This window comes from Sphingobacterium gobiense, from assembly GCF_002980575.1.
GTDB lineage: Bacteria > Bacteroidota > Bacteroidia > Sphingobacteriales > Sphingobacteriaceae > Sphingobacterium > Sphingobacterium gobiense.
Genome location: NZ_PVBS01000001.1, coordinates 1,520,605 through 1,540,482 on the forward strand (window position 1 = coordinate 1,520,605; position 19,878 = coordinate 1,540,482).

25 protein-coding genes and 1 tRNA gene are annotated in these 19,878 nt (G+C 40.7%); 12 read left to right on the forward strand and 14 right to left on the reverse strand.

What is annotated here, in order from left to right; all coding sequences use genetic code 11:
* Positions 1–156: 156 nt before the first annotated feature.
* The 4 genes from C5749_RS06635 to C5749_RS06650 all read left to right on the forward strand — a co-directional run bounded on the left by C5749_RS06635 (position 157) and on the right by C5749_RS06650 (position 2,493).
* A complete protein-coding gene (locus C5749_RS06635; protein WP_219847914.1) occupies positions 157–426 on the forward strand; it encodes a hypothetical protein in 270 nt (89 codons plus the stop codon).
* Between the two features lie 3 nt (positions 427–429).
* On the forward strand, positions 430–1,029 hold the full coding sequence (locus C5749_RS06640; RefSeq protein WP_105724143.1) for a YdeI/OmpD-associated family protein: 600 nt from the start codon (positions 430–432) through the stop codon (positions 1,027–1,029).
* 287 nt (positions 1,030–1,316) lie between these two features.
* Positions 1,317–1,970 carry an ankyrin repeat domain-containing protein gene (locus C5749_RS06645; RefSeq protein ID WP_105724145.1) on the forward strand — a complete coding sequence of 218 codons (654 nt, stop codon included), beginning with the start codon at positions 1,317–1,319 and terminating at the stop codon, positions 1,968–1,970.
* Between the two features lie 142 nt (positions 1,971–2,112).
* A complete protein-coding gene (locus C5749_RS06650; RefSeq protein WP_146113707.1) occupies positions 2,113–2,493 on the forward strand; it encodes a hypothetical protein in 381 nt (126 codons plus the stop codon).
* 6 nt (positions 2,494–2,499) lie between these two features.
* Here the strand turns inward: C5749_RS06650 and ribD are convergent, their stop codons facing one another.
* Positions 2,500–3,552, reverse strand: a complete 1,053-nt coding sequence (gene ribD, locus C5749_RS06655; RefSeq protein ID WP_105724149.1) for a bifunctional diaminohydroxyphosphoribosylaminopyrimidine deaminase/5-amino-6-(5-phosphoribosylamino)uracil reductase RibD — start codon at positions 3,550–3,552, stop codon at positions 2,500–2,502.
* A gap of 77 nt (positions 3,553–3,629) precedes the next feature.
* Here ribD and prmC point away from each other — a divergent pair, with 77 nt between their 5' ends.
* Complete coding sequence (gene prmC / locus C5749_RS06660) at positions 3,630–4,490, forward strand: peptide chain release factor N(5)-glutamine methyltransferase (RefSeq protein ID WP_105724151.1); 861 nt, start codon at positions 3,630–3,632, stop codon at positions 4,488–4,490.
* A gap of 138 nt (positions 4,491–4,628) precedes the next feature.
* A tRNA-Lys gene (locus C5749_RS06665) sits at positions 4,629–4,701 on the forward strand.
* Positions 4,702–4,905: 204 nt separating this feature from the next.
* On the opposite strand, the gene C5749_RS06670 is transcribed toward C5749_RS06665, so the two are convergent.
* Positions 4,906–5,202, reverse strand: coding sequence for a DUF202 domain-containing protein (locus C5749_RS06670; RefSeq protein WP_105724153.1), 297 nt, complete (start codon positions 5,200–5,202; stop codon positions 4,906–4,908).
* A 93-nt stretch (positions 5,203–5,295) separates the two neighbouring features.
* Positions 5,296–5,859 (reverse strand): DUF1697 domain-containing protein, encoded by a 564-nt coding sequence (locus tag C5749_RS06675; RefSeq protein ID WP_245893647.1) that lies wholly within the window; start codon positions 5,857–5,859, stop codon positions 5,296–5,298.
* A 229-nt stretch (positions 5,860–6,088) separates the two neighbouring features.
* On the opposite strand from C5749_RS06675, the gene C5749_RS06680 reads away from it, so the two are divergent.
* On the forward strand, positions 6,089–7,069 hold the full coding sequence (locus C5749_RS06680) for a LuxE/PaaK family acyltransferase (protein ID WP_105724155.1): 981 nt from the start codon (positions 6,089–6,091) through the stop codon (positions 7,067–7,069).
* Positions 7,070–7,106: 37 nt separating this feature from the next.
* On the opposite strand, the gene ypfJ is transcribed toward C5749_RS06680, so the two are convergent.
* Positions 7,107–7,964, reverse strand: a complete 858-nt coding sequence (ypfJ, locus tag C5749_RS06685) for a KPN_02809 family neutral zinc metallopeptidase (protein WP_105724157.1) — start codon at positions 7,962–7,964, stop codon at positions 7,107–7,109.
* 261 nt (positions 7,965–8,225) lie between these two features.
* Here ypfJ and C5749_RS06690 point away from each other — a divergent pair, with 261 nt between their 5' ends.
* On the forward strand, positions 8,226–8,636 hold the full coding sequence (locus tag C5749_RS06690) for an alkylphosphonate utilization protein (protein ID WP_245893648.1): 411 nt from the start codon (positions 8,226–8,228) through the stop codon (positions 8,634–8,636).
* Positions 8,637–8,681: 45 nt separating this feature from the next.
* Here the strand turns inward: C5749_RS06690 and C5749_RS06695 are convergent, their stop codons facing one another.
* From C5749_RS06695 to C5749_RS06710, 4 genes are all read right to left on the reverse strand, one after another.
* Positions 8,682–8,921, reverse strand: a complete 240-nt coding sequence (locus tag C5749_RS06695; RefSeq protein WP_105724161.1) for a hypothetical protein — start codon at positions 8,919–8,921, stop codon at positions 8,682–8,684.
* A gap of 40 nt (positions 8,922–8,961) precedes the next feature.
* Positions 8,962–9,852, reverse strand: a complete 891-nt coding sequence (locus C5749_RS06700; RefSeq protein ID WP_105724163.1) for an SDR family oxidoreductase — start codon at positions 9,850–9,852, stop codon at positions 8,962–8,964.
* Positions 9,853–9,906: 54 nt separating this feature from the next.
* Positions 9,907–10,110, reverse strand: coding sequence for a hypothetical protein (locus C5749_RS06705; protein WP_105724164.1), 204 nt, complete (start codon positions 10,108–10,110; stop codon positions 9,907–9,909).
* A gap of 130 nt (positions 10,111–10,240) precedes the next feature.
* Entirely contained in the window at positions 10,241–10,426 is a 186-nt protein-coding gene (locus C5749_RS06710) for a hypothetical protein (RefSeq protein WP_105724166.1), read from the reverse strand.
* 235 nt (positions 10,427–10,661) lie between these two features.
* Here C5749_RS06710 and C5749_RS06715 point away from each other — a divergent pair, with 235 nt between their 5' ends.
* The 4 genes from C5749_RS06715 to C5749_RS06725 all read left to right on the forward strand — a co-directional run bounded on the left by C5749_RS06715 (position 10,662) and on the right by C5749_RS06725 (position 13,082).
* Positions 10,662–10,910, forward strand: coding sequence for a DUF7218 family protein (locus C5749_RS06715; protein WP_105724168.1), 249 nt, complete (start codon positions 10,662–10,664; stop codon positions 10,908–10,910).
* A gap of 9 nt (positions 10,911–10,919) precedes the next feature.
* Positions 10,920–11,963 carry a DNA topoisomerase IB gene (locus tag C5749_RS06720; protein WP_105724170.1) on the forward strand — a complete coding sequence of 348 codons (1,044 nt, stop codon included), beginning with the start codon at positions 10,920–10,922 and terminating at the stop codon, positions 11,961–11,963.
* A 251-nt stretch (positions 11,964–12,214) separates the two neighbouring features.
* Positions 12,215–12,379, forward strand: coding sequence for a hypothetical protein (locus tag C5749_RS19615; RefSeq protein ID WP_181151302.1), 165 nt, complete (start codon positions 12,215–12,217; stop codon positions 12,377–12,379).
* 487 nt (positions 12,380–12,866) lie between these two features.
* A complete protein-coding gene (locus C5749_RS06725; RefSeq protein ID WP_146113708.1) occupies positions 12,867–13,082 on the forward strand; it encodes a hypothetical protein in 216 nt (71 codons plus the stop codon).
* Positions 13,083–13,124: 42 nt separating this feature from the next.
* On the opposite strand, the gene C5749_RS06730 is transcribed toward C5749_RS06725, so the two are convergent.
* From C5749_RS06730 to C5749_RS06755, 6 genes are all read right to left on the reverse strand, one after another.
* Positions 13,125–13,646, reverse strand: coding sequence for a YciE/YciF ferroxidase family protein (locus C5749_RS06730; RefSeq protein WP_105724174.1), 522 nt, complete (start codon positions 13,644–13,646; stop codon positions 13,125–13,127).
* Between the two features lie 227 nt (positions 13,647–13,873).
* Positions 13,874–14,062, reverse strand: coding sequence for a CsbD family protein (locus tag C5749_RS06735; protein ID WP_105724176.1), 189 nt, complete (start codon positions 14,060–14,062; stop codon positions 13,874–13,876).
* Positions 14,063–14,155: 93 nt separating this feature from the next.
* Complete coding sequence (locus C5749_RS06740) at positions 14,156–14,725, reverse strand: CinA family protein (protein ID WP_105724178.1); 570 nt, start codon at positions 14,723–14,725, stop codon at positions 14,156–14,158.
* Positions 14,726–14,728: 3 nt separating this feature from the next.
* Positions 14,729–15,388, reverse strand: a complete 660-nt coding sequence (locus C5749_RS06745; protein WP_105724180.1) for a response regulator transcription factor — start codon at positions 15,386–15,388, stop codon at positions 14,729–14,731.
* A 236-nt stretch (positions 15,389–15,624) separates the two neighbouring features.
* Positions 15,625–16,317, reverse strand: a complete 693-nt coding sequence (locus C5749_RS06750) for a DUF421 domain-containing protein (RefSeq protein ID WP_105724182.1) — start codon at positions 16,315–16,317, stop codon at positions 15,625–15,627.
* 152 nt (positions 16,318–16,469) lie between these two features.
* On the reverse strand, positions 16,470–19,865 hold the full coding sequence (locus C5749_RS06755) for a DUF1080 domain-containing protein (RefSeq protein ID WP_105724184.1): 3,396 nt from the start codon (positions 19,863–19,865) through the stop codon (positions 16,470–16,472).
* Positions 19,866–19,878: the final 13 nt, after the last annotated feature.

Sequence of the window (19,878 nt, forward strand, 5' to 3'; positions counted from 1 at the left end):
CTTCAACATCTAGTGCTTTATTTTTGAATAGTTGAAGAGACCAAAATCCCGTTATTATGGAAATTAGATTCAAAGGTGGTGTGAATATTGCGATGAAGATTCCACCAGAGAAATACGATGAAACAGTAGCATTTTACAGAGATATCCTCCTACTTGATGGAAGAAGTGTCTGCAGCCGATCCCACGGTGTTAGTTACACACCGATTGGAGTTTGGACAAAACATTTTGTGGTTAGACTGTGTAAAGGGAGTAACGGGCTCGAAAATATGGCTAGAAATATGTACAGATGACGTCCAAAGTGCCGCGAATTATTTGCGTGTAAATGATGTTACTATATGTGATGAAGCAGAGGAAATTGATCCACCCATGCATCGGATAGAAGATCCTGCAGGCAATATATTTCTGTTAAAAAAACAAATGAATTAAGAAATGGCACAATTACAGCACAAGTCGACTCCCGATTGGAAACGCTACCATGCTCAATGGGAAGATGCGATAGAAAAAGTCCAACAAGTTTTACAAGAGCTACCTCTTAACCGAGAAATTAAGTGGGGTAGCGACGTGTATACCTACCAAGGTAAAAACGTCGTGTCATATGGAGGATTTAAAAATCATTTTGCGATATGGTTTTATAATGGTGTATTTCTGGAAGATAAAGACAACATGCTGATCACCGCGTCGGAAGGTAAAACGAAGTCTTTGAGACAATGGCGGTTTCAATCAGCAGACGAAATCGATCCTGTTAAAATAAAAAGTTATTTCCAGGAAGCCATCCAAATCGTAATCGACGGCAAAGAAATAAAACCCGAAAAGAGCATACCGCGTCAACCATCCGGTTTACTGGAAGAAATCTTAACAAAGGACACCTCCCTTCAACGTGCTTTCGATAAATTGTCTCCCGGTAAACAAAAAGAGTATATGGAATATATAGATAGTGCCAAACAGGAAAAAACCAAGACAGCACGTATTGAAAAGATAACACCGCTCATCAAGGAAGGGAAGGGGTTGCATGATAAGTATAAACGGTAGGAATTAAAAAAAGTAAGGGCCGAACGATAGCGTTCGGCCCTACATCTACCTATGAAAAACATGCCCTTTGGGAGGGCTTATACAAAAGTATATTTTAAATTAAGAACCCACTAGTATTTTAAAGAGTTTATCGGTAAATGTCGAAGTAAGACTACAAGATGTGCTACAATATGAAGAACCACCGCTTCGCTTAACGTCCATATATTTATAAACACATTAAATCTTATTCACATTTCATCCATTTTTCACAAAATTTTATTTAATTCGTAGACTTCAAAAGATATACGATGAGCTTATATAAGTTAGAAGAATATATAGAGACCGGGAACCACCATGACTTGGAGATATTATTGAGAGCACAACCGGAATTATTGAGAGAGCGAACAAGCCATGATATATCTCCCTTATTGCTCGCCTGCTATTATCATAAAGACCAAGTAATCAAAACGATACTAACTCAATTAACCGCTATTACGATTCACGAATCTTGTGCTATTGGTTTAGTCGAACAGATAGAGGCTATGCTTAGTCAGAAACCGGAAGTTATCGACGAGATCTCTACACATGGGTTTACGCCATTAGGCATTGCGACACATTTTGGACAAGAAAAAGTTGTTCAAACACTCTTGGCAAAAGGCGCAGATCCTAATATATGCTCGCAAAACGGATACAATGTGCATCCTTTACATACTGCGCTAACAGGTGGATACGACCAAATCAGTAAAATGTTAATTGAGGCCGGTGCTAATGTAAATGTAGCTCAACATGCCCGTATCACCCCCTTACATATTGCTGCTCAACAAGGCAACATTGATATGATCATCATCCTATTGGAAAACGGATCAGATGTTTCTGTGAAAACGGAAATGGGTATGACTGCTTCTGAACTGGCCCTTGAAAAAGGGCATAAGGAGCTCGCCGAAATTTTGCGAGTAGGTTAATTTGCAATTCGTCTGTGCCCATATAGAAAATCGGGACCGGCGTTGTAGTTACATAGGTTAAAAAGTCTAAAAAATATAGGTATTATTTTTGGGTGTTTTTTCTTTTTATTACCTTTAAGGTAGATTATAAACTCCAATGGTTATGCACACTAAAACAGAATACCTAATTTGGGATAAAATTGTCAACAGTGCTAAGAGAAGAATAGACTTAAGTAGTTACGGTGAAAAAGCAACCCAGATAAGCCCAGAAATTTTGGACAAGTTAATATTACATATCATCGCCGCTTTTGCATCAGGAGAAGAACATAGCACCATTTCTACCAATCTACACAATGAATTGCACCATATCGGAATGGATGTCAATGAAGATGTAATCGACAAAATAGTTTCGGACAAACATATCGTATTCAGTGCCGAGATATATGCGGCCTATCTCACCTTTTCCATGTTGGAAGATGGTCACACAGAACAGGAGGTATTAGGCTATGTTATCGATCTTCTGGACACCCCAAAAGTACACTAAAACAATCTACCTATTAAAATAAAACCTCAAATCGTCACCTCCGACTTTTTGTCTGGTGCTTACTATTGCATTTATTAGAGGAGCAGGTCTACCCTGTTTCCAGCTACTCTGGGAAACGAAAACACGTGCTTCATCCCATATTCCTGCGTCAATGAACGATTGTATTGTCTTTGCTCCTCCTTCGATAATCAAGGATTGCACGTCCATCAGGTATAGCTGATAAAGTATCTGCTGAGGAAGATACCGGTCGAAATGCTCTAATGCGATCAGCTTTTTACTTTTTTGCCAGTCCGTGTGATACGCATTGAAGACGATGGTCTCCGCCTCGTCGTTAAAAATTGTAGCGTGTGCTGGTACTTTTAGATCTTTGTCAATCAATATTCGTTTTGCATTTTTCCCGCTCCATAAACGTGTAGTCAATCCAGGATTATCAATAAGAACTGTGGATGTACCTACCAATATGGCATCCTCCTCCCCTCTCCACTTATGTACAAGTTGCTTGCTCGCTTTATTACTTATCCATTGCTGCGTAGCGTTCTCGGGTGAGAAAAAACCATCATGGGTTTGCGCCCATTTTAGAATAACGTAGGGGCGTTGCTGACGAATACGTGTAAAGAAGCGTCTGTTAACGAATACACAAGCATCCTCTAACACACCTACTGTCGTATTAATACTGGCTTCTTGTAGCTTTTTTACACCCTGTCCGTTGACTTTTGCGAAAGGATCAAGGCAGCCGATTACCACGCGCTGGAAATGCAATTCGACTAACATATCAGCACAGGGTGGTGTTTTCCCAAAATGGGAACAAGGTTCTAGACTGACATACATCGTCGATGTTCGAAATCGAACTTTAGCTTCTTCCTCGCCCAGCTTTCTATAGGCGTCCTGTATTGCATTTACCTCTGCGTGAGGTCCGCCAAATGGCGATGTGTAACCTTCGCCGATGATAAGATCATCGTGCAAAATGACCGCGCCCACCATCGGATTTGGGCTCACAGTACCTGCACCTAAAGTAGCTAAATCCAAGCAACGTTGCATGTATCTCTCGTCTTGTATCATAGTACAAACTTAGTATTTACCAAAGAATATCAAAAGTGTAATCAGCTTTTGTAAGTTTGTGGTTTGAATTTAATAAGATGAAAACTTTCAAGGATATAGCAAAGACTTATGAAGAAGCTTTATTACCACTGTACCCTCTAGGGGAAATTAAACAGCTGTTTTTGATATCATACTCTTTTGTTACGAAAAAAAATAGTGCTTATTACATGTTAAATAGCACAAATGAAGTTACCGGAACAGTGTTACACCGATTTATAAGCATACTGGAGGGGTTGCAAACAGGACGTCCCATACAACACGTCCTTGGGGTTGCGGATTTCTATGGGCTCCGCCTTTCGGTAAACGAACATACGTTAATTCCCCGTCCTGAAACCGAAGAACTAGTCGAATGGATTGTCAAGGAGCATCAAAATAATGAACAGTTATCTATACTCGATATTGGAACGGGATCAGGTTGCATAGCACTAGCACTAAAAAAGCACCTACCCCAAGCGCAGATAGATGCAATCGATCTGCTGGGCGAGGCCATAGCAATTGCCCGTACAAATGCCGCAAACCTAAATCTTTCAGTGAACTTCATACAAGCCGATATCTTGGAATGGGACAGCTTTATGCAAGCAAAACAACGATATGATATTATCGTTAGTAATCCGCCGTATATTACACCAGCCGAGCAAAAAGACATGCACAACAATGTTTTGCTTTATGAGCCATACTGCGCGCTTTTTGTCGAAGAGCAGACGCCTCTCCTTTTCTATGATGTTATTGCTGAGATTGGAAAACAACATCTGTCTCCGGGAGGTAGTCTCTATTTTGAAATTAATCAGTATTTAAGCCGTGAGACCTGTGAGCTCTTACTAAAAAAAGGTTATGAAGACGTAACGCTACGTCAGGATTTAAACCAAGCAGATCGAATGATAAAAGCGCTTTTAAATTAGTGTATTTTTTTTATCTGAATAACAGCCCGTTAAAGCTATATATTCAAAATAAACAAGCAGGTATTTGGCAAGAGTAAACATTTTTTCTACCTTTGCAACACTTCAATCGGTGAAGCGATGCTTCCGAAAATTAAGTACGATTCTGTAGCTCAGCTGGTAGAGCAATACACTTTTAATGTATGGGTCCTGGGTTCGAATCCCAGCGGGATCACAAACAAAAGCAACTCTCAAAAGGGTTGCTTTTTTTGTATCCTCAAAGCTGGGATGAGAACCCTGGGGTTCGATTCGCCAGAAGGCTCAGGGCGGAGTTGGGGGATTTGTGGGGCTGAGCCAATCCCAGCGGAATCACTAAGCCACCTCACAAGGGTGGCTTTTTTTTAAGCTAAGATGAGAACAGAAGGGTGGGTTTCGTTTATTACTTTTTGTCGGCCATATATTCCAATTTATAATCTCCGATGTGCTTTTCGCTCTTGGTGATATTCCGTTTTTGTATCAAAAAATTAACGGTTCCAATCACCAGCAAAATCACCGAAATCGCGATAAACACAATTTCAATAAGATATCCCTGTTTTATAGTCGTCAAATTATTGATGCTGACTCCAGCGACCAAAAAATACATAGCTGTCCGTATAAAGGACAGTAAAGTAGATTGATTGGCTAAAACCGTGCGTGCAAGTGCAAGTTTTTCTCTAAGTATTAAGTCTTTATTCATAATATCAATAAATTGATTTTATTGCTCTCCATTAGATCATGATATTGCACTAATTTACGTAATTCTGCTTGCTATTCCCGTCGCTATTAGAATTTACATTTTCTTTAACACTTTTTCAAATGTATTGATGTTACGCGAAGTAAAAGAGCTTTTTAGGTTCTTTATCCCTAGTATTTTCCCGAATTCGGAATCGAGTGTGTTTCCTTTCGGAACTTTCCAGTAGAAATTACAATCCACAAGCTGTGCTGCTTCTCCTAAAGCTTTTTTTGATTTATCAAATTCCGACATCAACATTTTCGCTACGCCATCCACGCCAACAAAACCGTATATATGGTATCGTGAGTCAGTTTCAAAAGGAATTTCACGAAAAATAGTTTCTATCTCCTGCCGGCTTTTCACAAATAGATAAGCTTCGTAGGAGAAATGGTCCGACATTGCTTTTTCTAGTGTTTGTTTTAATTCCTGTGCTCTCCTTTCTGAGGAAAACAGGATGTTCCCCGAAGCTAACACCGAGGAAACATTTTGCATGCCTGCTCTTTTAAATACAGAACAGACTTCTGCCATTTTCATGTTAGTTCCCTTTACGTTCACGCCGCGCAGAAATGCACAGAATTGATTGTCAGCATTAAAAACGCCCATTGCCGGTACCTCCTTCATTTTATAATTGTATATTTAAGCGAAATCCAAGATAGGTGACGCTTTGTTCAAGCTAATTGCTAATGCCAAATTACAAAGATATACGGACAACCTGAATAAGAAATACATATTTTTAAAAAGTGCCCTTGAATCGCACGGAATGTGCAATTAATAAATTTACTAAAACATCAATCAGATTTGGGATTGGTTTGTGATTTCATCCGTCACATCACTATCTTTGTGCATAACGATGAGCATGCAAGAACATATTTTTTCGATTAATAGCGAGGAGACATTCAATGAAGTTTGCTTAAAAGTATACCGCTATCAAAAAGCTAACTGCTCCGTTTATGGCAAATATGTAGACTTATTAGGCAAAGGAAAAACAAATATTAGTCACTACACACAAATTCCTTTTTTACCGATCGATTTTTTTAAAACTCAACGGGTACTTGCCGAAGGATATCAAGCGGAGATTATTTTCACCAGTTCAGGCACGACGGGCGTGGTCACGAGCAAGCACCATGTAGCGAATGTATCATGGTACCAGAGGAGTTTTCGGTCCGGCTTTCAACGGTTTTATGGCAAGGTAAAAAATATGGCTGTGTTGGCACTTCTCCCCTCCTATCTCGAACGCTCGGGTTCATCATTAATCTATATGGTCGATGATTTAATAGTGCAAAGCCAACACCCGCTATCCGGCTATTTTTTGTATAATCATGAAGATTTATTCAACACCCTCTATGAACTGAAACAGCGTGGTACAAAAACACTCTTGATTGGCGTTACATATGCACTTTTGGATTTCTGCGAACAATACCAAGTTGATTTTCCCAATCTTAAAATTATGGAAACGGGCGGCATGAAAGGAAGACGGAAAGAAATGATCCGCGAAGAGCTGCACCAAACATTAACTAAGGGCTTTGGCGTACAAAAGATCCATTCGGAATACGGCATGACAGAACTGCTTTCGCAAGGCTATTCGTTTGGAGAAGGGGTTTTTCAGACACCGCCGTGGATGAAAGTATTATTGCGCGACACCGATGACCCACTAAGCCTTATCAATCAAGGAAAAACAGGCGCCATTAACGTCATTGATTTAGCCAACTATTATTCTTGTTCTTTTATCGCTACACAGGATCTGGGCAAGCAACATATGGATGGGCGATTCGAAATCTTGGGTCGTTTCGATAACAGTGATATTCGAGGGTGCAATTTATTGGTGCAATAATCTTTTGGCGACGAAAGCGGTACAACCTTCGAAAGCATCATTCTAAACTTGTATCCTCAAATGTATTACCTGCATTAATATCTCCTGTATCGTAACCTTTTTTAAACCAATGAACACGTTGTTCCGAGGTACCGTGGGTAAACGACTCTGGATTGATGTGCCCATGTACTTGTTCCTGTAAGTGATCATCTCCTACTGCTGCTGCCGCCCGCATACCGTCGACAATATCGTCGTAAGTCAGTTCAATATTGGAATAATTTTTAACGTGATGTGCCCAAACACCCGCGTAAAAATCTGCCTGTAATTCGGTCATCACGGATATCTTATTGTATTCGCGCTCACTCATTTTCGAGCGCATATCATTGGTTTGCTGCAATACCCCTAGTACATTTTGTATATGATGCCCCACTTCGTGGGCAATAACATAAGCCAAAGCAAATTCTCCTTTTGCTCCGTATTTGTTTGACAATTCATCATTAAAGCTTAAATCTAGGTAAATTTTTTGGTCTCCTGGGCAGTAAAACGGTCCAAAAGCCGACTGTCCCACTCCACATCCGGCAGTTTCTACCGCACCGTTATATACGGTTAGCGTTGTAACTGGATAACTCCATCCATTAGCTGCAAAAATATTTTTCCAAACATCTTCCGTACTTCCTAAAATAACATCTGCAAAATCCATCAATCGGCTTTCTTCTTCCGTCGATTCGTATACACCTCCTTCTTTCGGGGCGGTTTGCTGCACCTGGTTCAATAATTGTTCTGGGTCTCCCCCCATCAAAAAACCAACAATCAACACGATAATCCCCCCTATTCCACCGAGTGTCAACTTCTGTCCGCCGCTCATACCTCTTTTATCTTCGATATTGCCGCTTCTACGGCCACCTTGCCATTTCATAATTTTATCCGTTTATATTTCAATATTACAAAATATTTGCCAACAAATGTATATCCACATTTTTTCGTATTTTCGCGGTTCGACCCGGTTATTATGTCTTTAGAACATCAGTTGATAGAAAGAAGCAACAATACATGTGAATTGTGTAACAACACAGCAACGTTATCTACATATACAGTTCCTCCCGACGCACAGCAAACTGCAGATAATGCTATTTATCTATGTAAAGTTTGTTTAGATCAGATCGAAAAAAGGGAACAAATGAATACTGAACACTGGAAAGTACTCTCTCAAACGATGTGGTCAGCGTATCCTGCCGTGCAGGTCGTGGCATGGCGAATGCTGAGCCGCCTACGGCATGAGGGCTGGGCAGCCGAAAACCTTGATATTCTATATCTCGATGACGAAAACCTAGAATGGGCCAAAAAAACAGGTGATCATGAACAAGACGGGACTGTACAATTTCATATAGATACCAACGGTACCCGCCTCTATGAGGGAGATACCGTTGTACTCGTTAAAACGCTAGATATAAAGGGGTCGTCTCTCTCCGCGAAGTTAGGTACAGTAGTCAAGAACATCCGTTTAGTATCAAACAGTCCCGAACAAATCGAAGGTAAAATAGAGGGACAAACTATTGTTATCTTAACGAAATACCTTCGTAAAGGATAAAGAGCACCGCTGAAAATATCAAGATTGATTAGGCAATCAATATATCTATTTTATTTCACCCGGTGGCAGACCCGATGTGTCCACCCCTATCCCTGCCGAATCTTGCATTTCATGCAACATCTCATCGGGTTCATTGAGATTATAACGGGATCTATCCATTTCGCTCACTGGTCCCGGAAAAACCGTATCTGTATCTATATCAGAAGAATTTCGATTTCCGCTTGAACACGAGAAAAACAGGGTTGCCACTACTAAAGCTGCGATGTATTTTATGGTATTGATCATATCTTATTTTTTTAAGGTGAAAATATTTATCCCATTTTTGTTAAATCGTTGCTCGCCCCCCAGTCGCGGGGATAGTTGCGCCTGACACATAGGAAGCCGCATCCGACGCTAAGAATATATATACCGGTGCTATTTCTGCAGGTTGCCCGGGCCTACCCATTGGCGTATCCTCTCCAAAATTCTCGTGATCAGGGATTGTACTAGGAATAAGGGGTGTCCACACCGGTCCTGGAGCCACGGCATTTACTCGTATACCTGATCCATCCTGTAAAAACAGCTGTGCTAAGCTCGAAGTAAAATTTTGGATAGCCCCTTTGGTAGCGGCATAAGGCAATAGACTGGGATTGGGATTATAGGCATTAACGGACGTTGTGTTAATGATAGACGAGCCTGGCGGCATGTGTTTCTTTGCATATTTCACAAAATAGAACATGGCACTCATATTGACCTGAAAGGTTTTATTCCACTCCTCTTCAGAAATGTCCTCTACGCTTTCATAAGTCATCTGATAAGCCGCATTGTTGACCAATATATCAATCTTACCAAACTTCGCTACTGTCTCATCGACGATCCGTTGACACATTAATTCGTTCCTTATATTTCCTTTAAAAAGTAATGCTGTGCGTCCTGAACGTTCTACCCAATCACGCGTATCGAATGCATCTTCATCCTCGGTATCATCCTTATAAGAGATAACAACATCCGCACCCTCACGCGCCATAGCTATTGCAACAGCTTTACCAATACCCGAATCTCCTCCGGTTATTACCGCTACCTTTCCCAATAAGGTATCACATCCGATATAGCTTTCCTCACCGTGGTCGGGTCGTGGTTGCATAGCCGACGTGATCCCCGGTGGTTGTTGGCTTTGTTTCGGAAAGGGAGGTTTAGGATAGATATCTTTTGGATTGCCCTTCTTGTAAGTATTCATATCGTAATATTTAGAATGTGATGAATGTTGTAACTTAATCTTAACACCAATGCTTTAATCTAAAGGCGGTGTTGGCATCATCCGTTCTACGGTATCCAAACTATCTCGCTCTAATGAATCAATAGGCACTATGCCATCTCCTAGCGGCATATCCTGCTCTATCGGAGTATCTTGTATATGTTCTCTCTGATTTCCGCCACAAGCATATAGGAAACCTGCAGCCGTAAATAGTTGTGTAAAAAAAATAAGCTTTTTCATAATAACTTTTTTTAATGAATGTTGTTACTGACGGAACGACTTTTGGTAGTTCCGTCTTATCTGACGTTTTTCAAGGTCAACTCTCCACATACCATGATACTTTTTCTGGCATTTCCTGTCGACAGAAGCCTTAATAGAAAAACACAAAGTAAATAATGGCGAGAATAATCACGGCAATAACAATTGTCCATGGGATGGTCCGAGCCGCTGGCTTATCATCTGGCTCCTCTTTTGCAACTTCCGGTACTTCCTTCCGTGGAACACCGTGCATGGATTCATCCATTTCCATTTCATTTTGTTCTCTGTTATTTTCCATAACTTTATCGTTTTCGTTTAATCCTGCCCATCATTCTCCTGCTGCTGGAATAAAAACAAACGGTTGGACATTTAGGTTTGGAATCCCATGATAACAAGTAGTAATACGTTAAAAAAGAAAGCTTGACAGCCTTTTAATAAGTATTTATACCAAACTAACCGTATTAAACCCTAAAACTTATTAAGCTTCGCGACTGTTTACTCTAAAAGAATTCGAAGACACTAATCGCATCATCATGGCAAAAGATAATAGAAAGTCTATTAAAGACGACGAAAAATATGAAGCATTACGTGACCAAGGAATGAGTAAAGAAAAAGCTGCACGTATATCTAATACGCCCAACGCCAGTAAAAAGGGGGGAAAAGCAAAGCCATTAGATGACCGAACAAAACAGGAACTACTGGAGGAGGCTAAAAAAATTGGCATTACAGGTCGTCATAAGATGAATAAATCAACACTCATTAATGCAATCCGAAATCATTGATAGGCTAAAATGGACGTAAAAAAGGAGGCTCTATTTGAGCTAGAAGAGTGCGGTCTCCGCTATTCTTCTCCGCAAGAAAAGGGGTATAGTCGAAAAGCTAAAGGGAACTCCTTTATATATCTGGATAAACAAGGTCTTCTTATCACAAACAAACAGGTACTATCCCGTATTCGTTCACTGGTACTCCCCCCTGCTTGGCGAGAAGTGTGGATTTGTGCGTCTCCAAATGGTCATTTACAGGCGACAGGATTCGATCTCAATAATCGAAAGCAGTATAAATATCATCCAAAATGGATGTCCTTACGAAGTCAGAAAAAATTTGCTGATCTTCTCACCTTCGGGATTAAACTTCCGCTTTTAAGAAAGAGAGTATCTCAAAATTTACGAAAAAAGAAACTATCGCGTGATAAAGTTTGTGCGTTGGCCATCGCGATTATGGATAAAACTTCTTTTCGAGCAGGAAATAGATACTACGAAAAAAATTATGGTTCCTATGGGCTGACCACTTTACGCAACAAGCACATTCAACAAATTTCCAGCAATAAAATATTCTTTAAATTCGTCGGCAAGAAAGGTGTAGTGCAACAATGCTACTTACGTGAAAAAGCCTTAATTCGGGCCCTAGCAAAAGTCAAAGAGATCCCTGGACAGGTGCTTTTCCAATATTATGATGAGGAGGGAAATGTAAGACAGCTTGACTCTGGTACCATCAACGCTTATCTGAAAGAAGCGATGCTGTCTGAAGTTAGCTGTAAAACTTTTCGAACGTGGAATGGCTGTCTATTGGCATTATCCTATATGGCCACATTACCTCTTCCGAACAATACGACAGAGCGGAAAAAAAATATCATAAATATTATTGATCACGTTGCGCATGAGCTAGGTAATACGAGAACCGTAACACGCAATTATTACATACATCCTGAAATACTTTCTGCCTACGAAAGTGGCATGTTAGATAAATGGATAAAGACTATCCAAAGCAAACAGAAGCTCAGCGAAAAAATGATACAAAATCACTTAATGAAATTATTAAGAAGGCAGAGCGGCTAGACAACGTTTTCATCATCCCCCTCATTATCCAATACTGTCTCCATGATGCCTAAACCAACGGCGACGTATTTCAACTAATGCAATGCCTTTGCCGGCAATTTTATCGGAGCTAGCAATACCACCTGTACCGCTTGGCTTATTTTTCTAATGATTTTTTTCATCTTTTAATAACTTATAGCAGCAGGGTCCATTCCCTCGCTGTGGAAACCAAAGTGTTCGGCCGTGAAAATTTTAACGGAAAGTGAAGACAGATGAGGACAGATGAACACGCATTTACACTTGGTTGTCTTTATTTTGAGCAACAACAAGAGCATGTCGAGGGACCTCTACGTCCTGACGAAGGACCTCTTTTCCTTGTTGAGGTCCCTCAATACGTTGCTGAGGGACCTCAATACCACATCGAGGGGCGTCAATGAAAGCAAGAGGGACCTCAACGTTTATATGTCCTCCGTGTCAGAGCCTATGAGGGGCATCAACGTGACGTCGAAGGACGACAATATGGTTTTGCCGCTGCTCAAAACGTTATCGAGGTATGACACCATCGTGTTGAGGGGGGAATAGATTACAAAGAGGGACCGATATAACGTGTAGACGCACCAATACATCGTGTCGAGGGGGCTCTTGCCGGTGTTGAGGGGCAACGGAAGATGTAAGTCGGCCCTCGATGCTTTCTTGAGGGCCGTAGAGCACACATATCGGTACCTCGGCACGCACATGAGGGGCCTCGTTAGACCAATGAGGTACCGCAACGGGTTGTTGAGGTGCCTCAAAACGAGAGAAAAGCGTGCCATCTGGACGCTTTCCCCTATTTAAACTGCGGCAACGATGCGCTTTATCAGCTCGTCGTTTGCCTCGCCGTGCACACTCCTGCAAAGCCTGCTAGAGATCGGCGTCCGTGTAAAAATGTCGAGAACCGATAGTACGCGGAACCAGAATGCCTTGCTTTACCCAGTGGGTGGCAACCTGGTCGCTACACCGGCTACTGCTACATTCGGAATCAAGCCAATCAGCCGTTTGGCTACCTGGATGAATGCCTTGTCGTCGTCCAGCAGTATGAGTTTGATCGTTCTATTCCCCGATGACCACTTTATCAAAGCAAGCAAGATTCCTTTGATGTAAAAACAAAAGGTTGTCCTTTCAATTGGACAACCTTTTATGCGTTTAAGCGGTCTCTCCCATATTAGCCTCTTCCATAGCTATTTGGGTCAATAATTCATCGGTTTCTTTTTCCTCCGCCAATGTCTGCCCTAATAAATCTTTTACTTCTGTGTGTCCCATCAATTTAGCATACGTGACGATACATCCGTAACTGGCGATTTCGTAATGCTCTACCTTTTGCGCCGCGGCAATCAATGCTGCGTCTAATACTTCTGGGCTATCTTCGAATTCTTCGATAATCTCCTCAGCTTCATTTAAAAGGCCTTCCATTGCTTTACATTTTTTGCCTCGTCCACTAAGTCCTAAATTAGAAAAAGCGGATTTTAGACGTTCAATATGATTCTCCGTCTGTTCATAGTGTTGTTCGAACGCCTTTTTAAGCGTCGAATTCTGCGCAGCATTTGCCAATTTCTTCAGTCCCTTTAGCAATTGACGTTCCGCTCCCATAATGTCTTTCATCTCATCTACTAGGAGTTCGTGTAGATGCGCATTTGGCATATTGCCATTTTCTTTTGTATGTGCCATAATTTATTTCTGTTTGTTTGTTAATAGAACGTTCTACGAAGATATTGGTTCGTAATTTTTTTATTTTTCAGTAGTAATACGTCGTAAGCAGGTAGAAAGGCATACCAGTCCGTATAACACGTATTTTTAATCGGCGATGGATCATATCATAAAAAGGGGCGGTCTTATCAAGATCGCCCCTTTTTATCCAACATACTTTGTTCGTTCAATTATAACAGGTTGGTGTGCTAATCGATGCTATTTAACCAATCCTCTACTTCTTCTTTCGTCTTTCCTGTTTTCTTTTGTAATCTACCTAACAATTCGTCTTCCTTACCTTCTGCATATAACAAATCATCGTCCGTTAGATCTGCATATTCCTGTTTAACTTTTCCTTTGACTTCGTTCCAACGACCTTTCCATGTTAATTTATTCATTGTTTCCTCCTTTTAATATAATGTACACTTATATAACCTGAATATTTCGTTTTTGTTCTACATCTTCTAAAATTATCATTTTTCTCAACGGACTTAATCTATCTTCGACATATTACTACTTATGTGTTTTTCCGCTTTCTTTATCACTGTGGGCAACCAAGCAATTAAATCTCGAAATATACTGTTACAAGTTTGCATGAGTATAGTACTGGGGTCACCGGAAAATTGTTTTTTGTAGATTCGCTTTTCCTTTCTATACTGAAAGGCATAATACACGGTGCCTACCTCTCTTTTTTGCCTCGGGTTATTCGTTTTATAAGCCAATCCAGTTACACTAATAAAAACATCCGCCCCAGGAATTGAGCTCGCAGACAATCCATCCAACATGCGCAAGGTTACTACTGCAGACTCCGCGCAGTATTTTTCTATTTTATTTTTTGACACAGAAAGCAATTTGGTTTTACATTGATTATCATAACAGACCAATGATCCCAAAAAATAATCACCACTGTTGAATTCCAATGACCATAGCGTACTGAGATATCCAGCGGTCATACTTTCGGCGCACAACAGTTTTAATCCATGAGTTTGAAAAAATTTACCGCAAGCGGTTAATACTTTTTCGTCTATTTGCATAACGGCTGCCTTCATTAAATTTTCCATTCATTATTTCAATAACCCGTTTTGAATAGCAAATTTGATTAATGCGGGGGTATTTTTTGATTTTGTTTTATCAATTAAGCTTTGCCTATGCCCCTCCACTGTTCGTTTGCTCAAAAATAATTTCTTCGATATTTCTAAATTAGTCAATCCCTCACCCAGCAATTCCAATACCTCCAACTCCCGTGAAGAAAGTGACAATTCTGCCGGATCTATTTTGCAAGATCGTGTCTCTTCCTTGTTAATTAGCTTATCCACCAGTTTCATAGCAAGTTCTTCGCACAGATATCGTCCATCTTTGGCCACATGGTTAATACAAAAAAGCATTTCATCTGCCGCAACATTTTTAACCAGATACGCCTTCGCGCCGAATCGGAAACTTTGGGCCACATACTGTTCTTCATCCAACATTGTTAATACAATCACACGTATTCCTATATTTTTTTGATAAAGTTCTTTAATCAGCTGTAATCCGTCCACATTATCCATGGTTAGGTCAGTAATTAAAATATCCGCTTCTAGACCAGTTGCTATCAAATCCAAAATTTCTTTACCACTACCTACATCGCCTACGACTTCGAAATTATCTTGAGCGTCCAAAAGTAGCTTAATACCATTTCTGACAACTAGATGATCTTCTGCCAATAATATTTTCGTCTTTTCCATTTTAACTTCTAACCTTTACTTCCTTTTGTTTCCCAGTAGCATAAATATTTACGAATGTTAAAGCTCCATGGAACAATAAGCTCGTTGCATCCGAATTATTGTAATTCTTGCAAGTTTCATTGATACTGTTTGTTCAACAACTAAACCCCTTGAATAGTTTATTTGTTTACCCATTTACTTAAAAAAATTCATTTTTATAGCAAACCAACCTCATGTCGCCGTTAACTAACATCAATTTACACCGTCCGTTTGGTATTTAATGCTATAGCCCATTTATCGTGCCGACATCGAGTACACGTAGGGTTTTGTATAACGGTGTCGCGTTGCTGTATACAACCACAATGCATACAGGCCAACGTATCGTTACAGCTAGATAAATCAGCTTCTTGATAAGCTTCTGGAAATAACGGCAAACCAAACTTTACTTCATGATCAGCGTAAAACAACACACTGATTGTGCCATCTGTTTCCAATATAGCCGTTCTAATCTGTCCAAGGTGTTCGATGGATTGATTACGCAGTTCTGCAAAAAATTCTACAGTAGAAAAGTCGTTATCTTTCTCATTTTTTATGCTAAACACTCCGTTTTCGACCACAGCCATTTCTTTACCCTCCAAGATTCGATGGACAGAAAGTGATTTAGAGGCTAGCCATGTAAGGGTCTTGTATATCGCCATAACGACAGCAAAAACCACTAATGCGTGAAAAATAGGTATATCTTCTTGAAACATCGGGTCGCCTGCAGCGGACCCTAAACCCAATATGATGGCGACTTCAAATAAGGTAAGCTGACGTACCCCCCTTTTTCCTGACAAGCGGAGCACTAATAAGATCATCAAAAACATAATCGCGGTACGCACAACTATTTCTCCAATAAAATGCCATTCAATACTTTCTATTAGTAAGTTTTTGATGTCGATGTCAAACATATTTCAATCATTATATCAATAAAGCAATATAGATATAAAATAGTTTATTAGTAACAAAAAAATCGTATTCGATTAAGTATAATTGGTAAAAATTGCAAAAGTAAAAAGGAGCTACGTTAAGTAGCCCCTTTTGATTATTTGAAAAACATTTATTAAAGTGGCTTTATACGTATGTTCCTAAAAAAGACTTCGGAACCGTGTCCCAAAAAGCCGATATGCCCCGACTTCTTATTTAATCCCGGATGTTTTTTCCCATCCAATGTTCCATTTTTCGAAGCCTCCACAAGATCACCATTTAGGATAACCACGCCGTTAAGCGTTACTTTGATCTTGTCACCTTGAACGCGGATCTCTTGTTCATTCCATTCGCCGATTGGTTTCATACCCTCACGTTTAGCAGGAATAATACCATAGGCGGATCCGTGATACTGATATTCTTTCAGATTTTTGTAAATCTCTGCATCATTATCTAAAATCTGTATCTCCGTACCTGCATAGGCCGCATCTCCTTCTAATGGAGTACGGATACCTACACCATTGTTGGCACCAGGTGTCAGTTTAAACTCAAAACGATATACAAAATCGTCGTATTCATCTCTCGTATAAAGGTTCTTACCAAACTTAGCATCCGGATTTGCTCTGATATAACCTTCCGGTGTTACTTCGTAAGCCGGCGTTTCTGTCCACTTATCGAGGTTATTACCATCGAATAACATTTCAAAGCCCTCTTTCTTTTCTTCCCCACTCAATGTATATGTTTCTTTGCGTGCTAACTCTTTTACATATATATCCCTGTACCACACTTGTGAACCATGTGCTTGGAGTTCTATCTGTTCAACTGGAAAAATAGATTGGTTGCGATCCCAATAGTTTTCGAGTGTTACGTTGTCTACAACTAATTCACCGTTTAACCATACCCATACTTTCTCACCCACCATGCGGATTTTAAATGTGTTCCATTCGCCTAGCGCATTATCGGCAACTTTCAATGGTGTGGATGGGTGTTTTTTATTGTTGTATAGACCACCTGATCCAACTTGCGCACCTACATTCGTACGTGCGATATCCCATATTTGCACCTGTGGAGTACCACGAAGATAAACACCTGCATCTGGTTCTTTACCGTTGGGATCCAGTTTCCAATCCACCAGCATCTCAAAATCACCATATTGCTTTACGGTCGCGATATTATCACCTTCTCCGGAGAAAACGAGTTCACCCTTAACCGCTCTCCAACTATCACGCATCTTTTTATCTGCCGCAGCTTGCTTTTGCTCCAATTCTTTTGAAGACATCGCAGCACGCTTAATAGGATTCTCAACAAGTCCCTTCCAACCCGTAAGATCCGTACCATTAAATATTGATAAGTAACCTTCTCCTGCCGGCATCTCGGTGAGGTGGCGGATGATTGCTTCCCTTAGGTAAGAACTTTCGCTCCCCGTCAGATTCTCCATCGCTTTATTCAGGATATTACGGACGTCTGTTCCAATAAAATTATAACTGTCCGTAGCAATATTGATCGCCGTATTTGTCGCAGCGCCCGTCAAGTCCTTATCATCCATATACTTTGCAGCAAACATCAGCGCCTGATAAGTACCTGTTGCCTGCAAGCTACTTAATACGGTACGCTTTTGTGCAGTGCTTTCTGCCAGTTCAAACGCATCTTTTAACAGCAACGTTTTTTGTTCATTAGTATGTTCACTCGCATTAATGTGCTTAACCAAACCGTTGAAAATTGCGCCAAAATGTTCGCTCGCGCGTTCAGAGCGGGATAGCTCGATCAATACGGGCAATACTTCGGGGTCGGACCAATTGGCAAGCGCCAAGACGGCTGAATTCTTGAGTTCGTTGTTCTTCAAGAAACCTTTGACGGTTTTCAAGGATTCCTTTCCACCTACACCGGCAAATACAGGAAAAAGTTTAGCAGAAGTCGGCGAAGGGTTTCTTGATGTTTCCACAGCCAACTGATTTATTTTGGCGTCCTTGTCACTACGTGCATTTAACGCAATGACCAAAGCTTCTTGTACGTAACGGGCATCACTTTCTGACATATTAGCCAATACATTGACCAACGCATCTACATCTTCAGGACTTACCACATTCGGTAGTGCTTTTAATGCCGCTACTTTCACGTTGTTATCGCTAGCTGTCAACAACGGTAAAACTACTTTAGACGAATTGGCATTTGTGCGGGTAGCCAAAACTTTAAGCATTGCTAACTGCGTTTTTGTATCTGCCCCTGCAACCGCGTTGTTTATTTTTTCAACAACATCTGCATCTTTTGAAGAGAGGAGCAACGCTTCAATCGCTTGCGTCGTTGCTTCATCGGCGTTTGGCAACTCTGAAATCAGGTAATCTGTACTACCATCACTAGATAGTTTAGAGAGCGTGTTTAAGCCTGCAATTTTTGCTCTTGTATACTTTAAGTTACCCAATGATTTTTTAATGTCTGGCACGAGTGCTTCGGTACCTTCCATTGCGAGATAGTTGAGAATACTTTCCTGCACCTCTGGCGAAGATTTCCGCAATGTACCGATCAATTTTTTGGTATCTGCATCTGTTCCATTTTCCGCTAAAAGATCCAATGCTGCCGCACGGTACAGCGGATCGTTACTTAACGCCGCTTTCATCAATTGCTTACGCGTTCCTATTGGGTTAGCTTTCGTCAATAATGTTAATGCGCCCACCTGTAATGTTGAAGCTCCTGCCTTTGCAGCTTCTTTAGCAATAACATTGGCGATCGAAATAGCTTGTTTTTGCTGTCCTTCGTCCAACATATTGTTGGCATAATCCAATGTCAGTCCGCCAATATTGGTTTTATCAAATTGATAATTGACTTCCTTTAGCTTTTCCAAAAACACCGGTGCAGATTTCGTACCGGCAATTTTACTCAATGCGGTATAAGCGTTACGTTGGTAATTTTCGGATGTGTATTGCGCCAATGTAGCAATAATAGCTTCTTCGTCACTTTTTGAACGTAGGTCACCCAAGGCACCTACGATTGCTATTGTTGTTTTTTCAGAAGCCGACGATGCTAATGCATTAGACAACGCCTGTGCTGCTTCCGGTGTACGGATGCCGTTTAACGCCATCGCCGCTTTATCGACCAGATATTCATCTTTCAAGTACGGAACCAGCACATCGATTGCTTCATTTTTTGACGCTTGCCTCATCAATTGTAATACAAAGCCCTTGTTGTCCTTGTCTTGCAATCTATCCAACGCTAATATCAAACCTTTAGAAAAGGCTTCACGTTGCGTTTCCATACCAGGCTGCATAACATAGAAGGAATAGGAATTAGCCGCATATTCCGTTGTCGCGTTATTTCCTCCTTGGGGTTTCAGTCCCGCGAGTAGATTTGCTACATCTTCTGCCGTGAAGTTTTGGAGTTCCTTCATGGCAGCTGTAAATTTATTTATTTCTTCAGCAGGTTGCTGCGCCAACACATCCGCAATTTTTGTTGCTGAGGTTCTGTTTGCTGGTTGTTGGGCATACGCCGCAACTTGTATAAGCAATAGTGCTGATAATGTATTAAATACTTTCTTCATTTGTTCTCAAGAG

Bases quoted from the DNA above. Each gene is read 5' to 3' on its own strand.
- C5749_RS06635 (WP_219847914.1), top strand. From the start codon at position 157: ATGGAAGAAGTGTCTGCAGCCGATCCCACGGTGTTAGTTACACACCGA.
- C5749_RS06640 (WP_105724143.1), top strand. From the start codon at position 430: ATGGCACAATTACAGCACAAGTCGACTCCCGATTGGAAACGCTACCAT.
- C5749_RS06645 (WP_105724145.1), top strand. From the start codon at position 1,317: ATGAGCTTATATAAGTTAGAAGAATATATAGAGACCGGGAACCACCAT.
- C5749_RS06650 (WP_146113707.1), top strand. From the start codon at position 2,113: ATGCACACTAAAACAGAATACCTAATTTGGGATAAAATTGTCAACAGT.
- ribD (WP_105724149.1), bottom strand. From the start codon at position 3,552: ATGATACAAGACGAGAGATACATGCAACGTTGCTTGGATTTAGCTACT.
- prmC (WP_105724151.1), top strand. From the start codon at position 3,630: ATGAAAACTTTCAAGGATATAGCAAAGACTTATGAAGAAGCTTTATTA.
- C5749_RS06670 (WP_105724153.1), bottom strand. From the start codon at position 5,202: ATGAATAAAGACTTAATACTTAGAGAAAAACTTGCACTTGCACGCACG.
- C5749_RS06675 (WP_245893647.1), bottom strand. From the start codon at position 5,859: ATGAAGGAGGTACCGGCAATGGGCGTTTTTAATGCTGACAATCAATTC.
- C5749_RS06680 (WP_105724155.1), top strand. From the start codon at position 6,089: ATGAGCATGCAAGAACATATTTTTTCGATTAATAGCGAGGAGACATTC.
- ypfJ (WP_105724157.1), bottom strand. From the start codon at position 7,964: ATGAAATGGCAAGGTGGCCGTAGAAGCGGCAATATCGAAGATAAAAGA.
- C5749_RS06690 (WP_245893648.1), top strand. From the start codon at position 8,226: ATGAATACTGAACACTGGAAAGTACTCTCTCAAACGATGTGGTCAGCG.
- C5749_RS06695 (WP_105724161.1), bottom strand. From the start codon at position 8,921: ATGATCAATACCATAAAATACATCGCAGCTTTAGTAGTGGCAACCCTG.
- C5749_RS06700 (WP_105724163.1), bottom strand. From the start codon at position 9,852: ATGAATACTTACAAGAAGGGCAATCCAAAAGATATCTATCCTAAACCT.
- C5749_RS06705 (WP_105724164.1), bottom strand. From the start codon at position 10,110: ATGAAAAAGCTTATTTTTTTTACACAACTATTTACGGCTGCAGGTTTC.
- C5749_RS06710 (WP_105724166.1), bottom strand. From the start codon at position 10,426: ATGGAAAATAACAGAGAACAAAATGAAATGGAAATGGATGAATCCATG.
- C5749_RS06715 (WP_105724168.1), top strand. From the start codon at position 10,662: ATGGCAAAAGATAATAGAAAGTCTATTAAAGACGACGAAAAATATGAA.
- C5749_RS06720 (WP_105724170.1), top strand. From the start codon at position 10,920: ATGGACGTAAAAAAGGAGGCTCTATTTGAGCTAGAAGAGTGCGGTCTC.
- C5749_RS19615 (WP_181151302.1), top strand. From the start codon at position 12,215: ATGAGGACAGATGAACACGCATTTACACTTGGTTGTCTTTATTTTGAG.
- C5749_RS06725 (WP_146113708.1), top strand. From the start codon at position 12,867: ATGTCGAGAACCGATAGTACGCGGAACCAGAATGCCTTGCTTTACCCA.
- C5749_RS06730 (WP_105724174.1), bottom strand. From the start codon at position 13,646: ATGGCACATACAAAAGAAAATGGCAATATGCCAAATGCGCATCTACAC.
- C5749_RS06735 (WP_105724176.1), bottom strand. From the start codon at position 14,062: ATGAATAAATTAACATGGAAAGGTCGTTGGAACGAAGTCAAAGGAAAA.
- C5749_RS06740 (WP_105724178.1), bottom strand. From the start codon at position 14,725: ATGGAAAATTTAATGAAGGCAGCCGTTATGCAAATAGACGAAAAAGTA.
- C5749_RS06745 (WP_105724180.1), bottom strand. From the start codon at position 15,388: ATGGAAAAGACGAAAATATTATTGGCAGAAGATCATCTAGTTGTCAGA.
- C5749_RS06750 (WP_105724182.1), bottom strand. From the start codon at position 16,317: ATGTTTGACATCGACATCAAAAACTTACTAATAGAAAGTATTGAATGG.
- C5749_RS06755 (WP_105724184.1), bottom strand. From the start codon at position 19,865: ATGAAGAAAGTATTTAATACATTATCAGCACTATTGCTTATACAAGTT.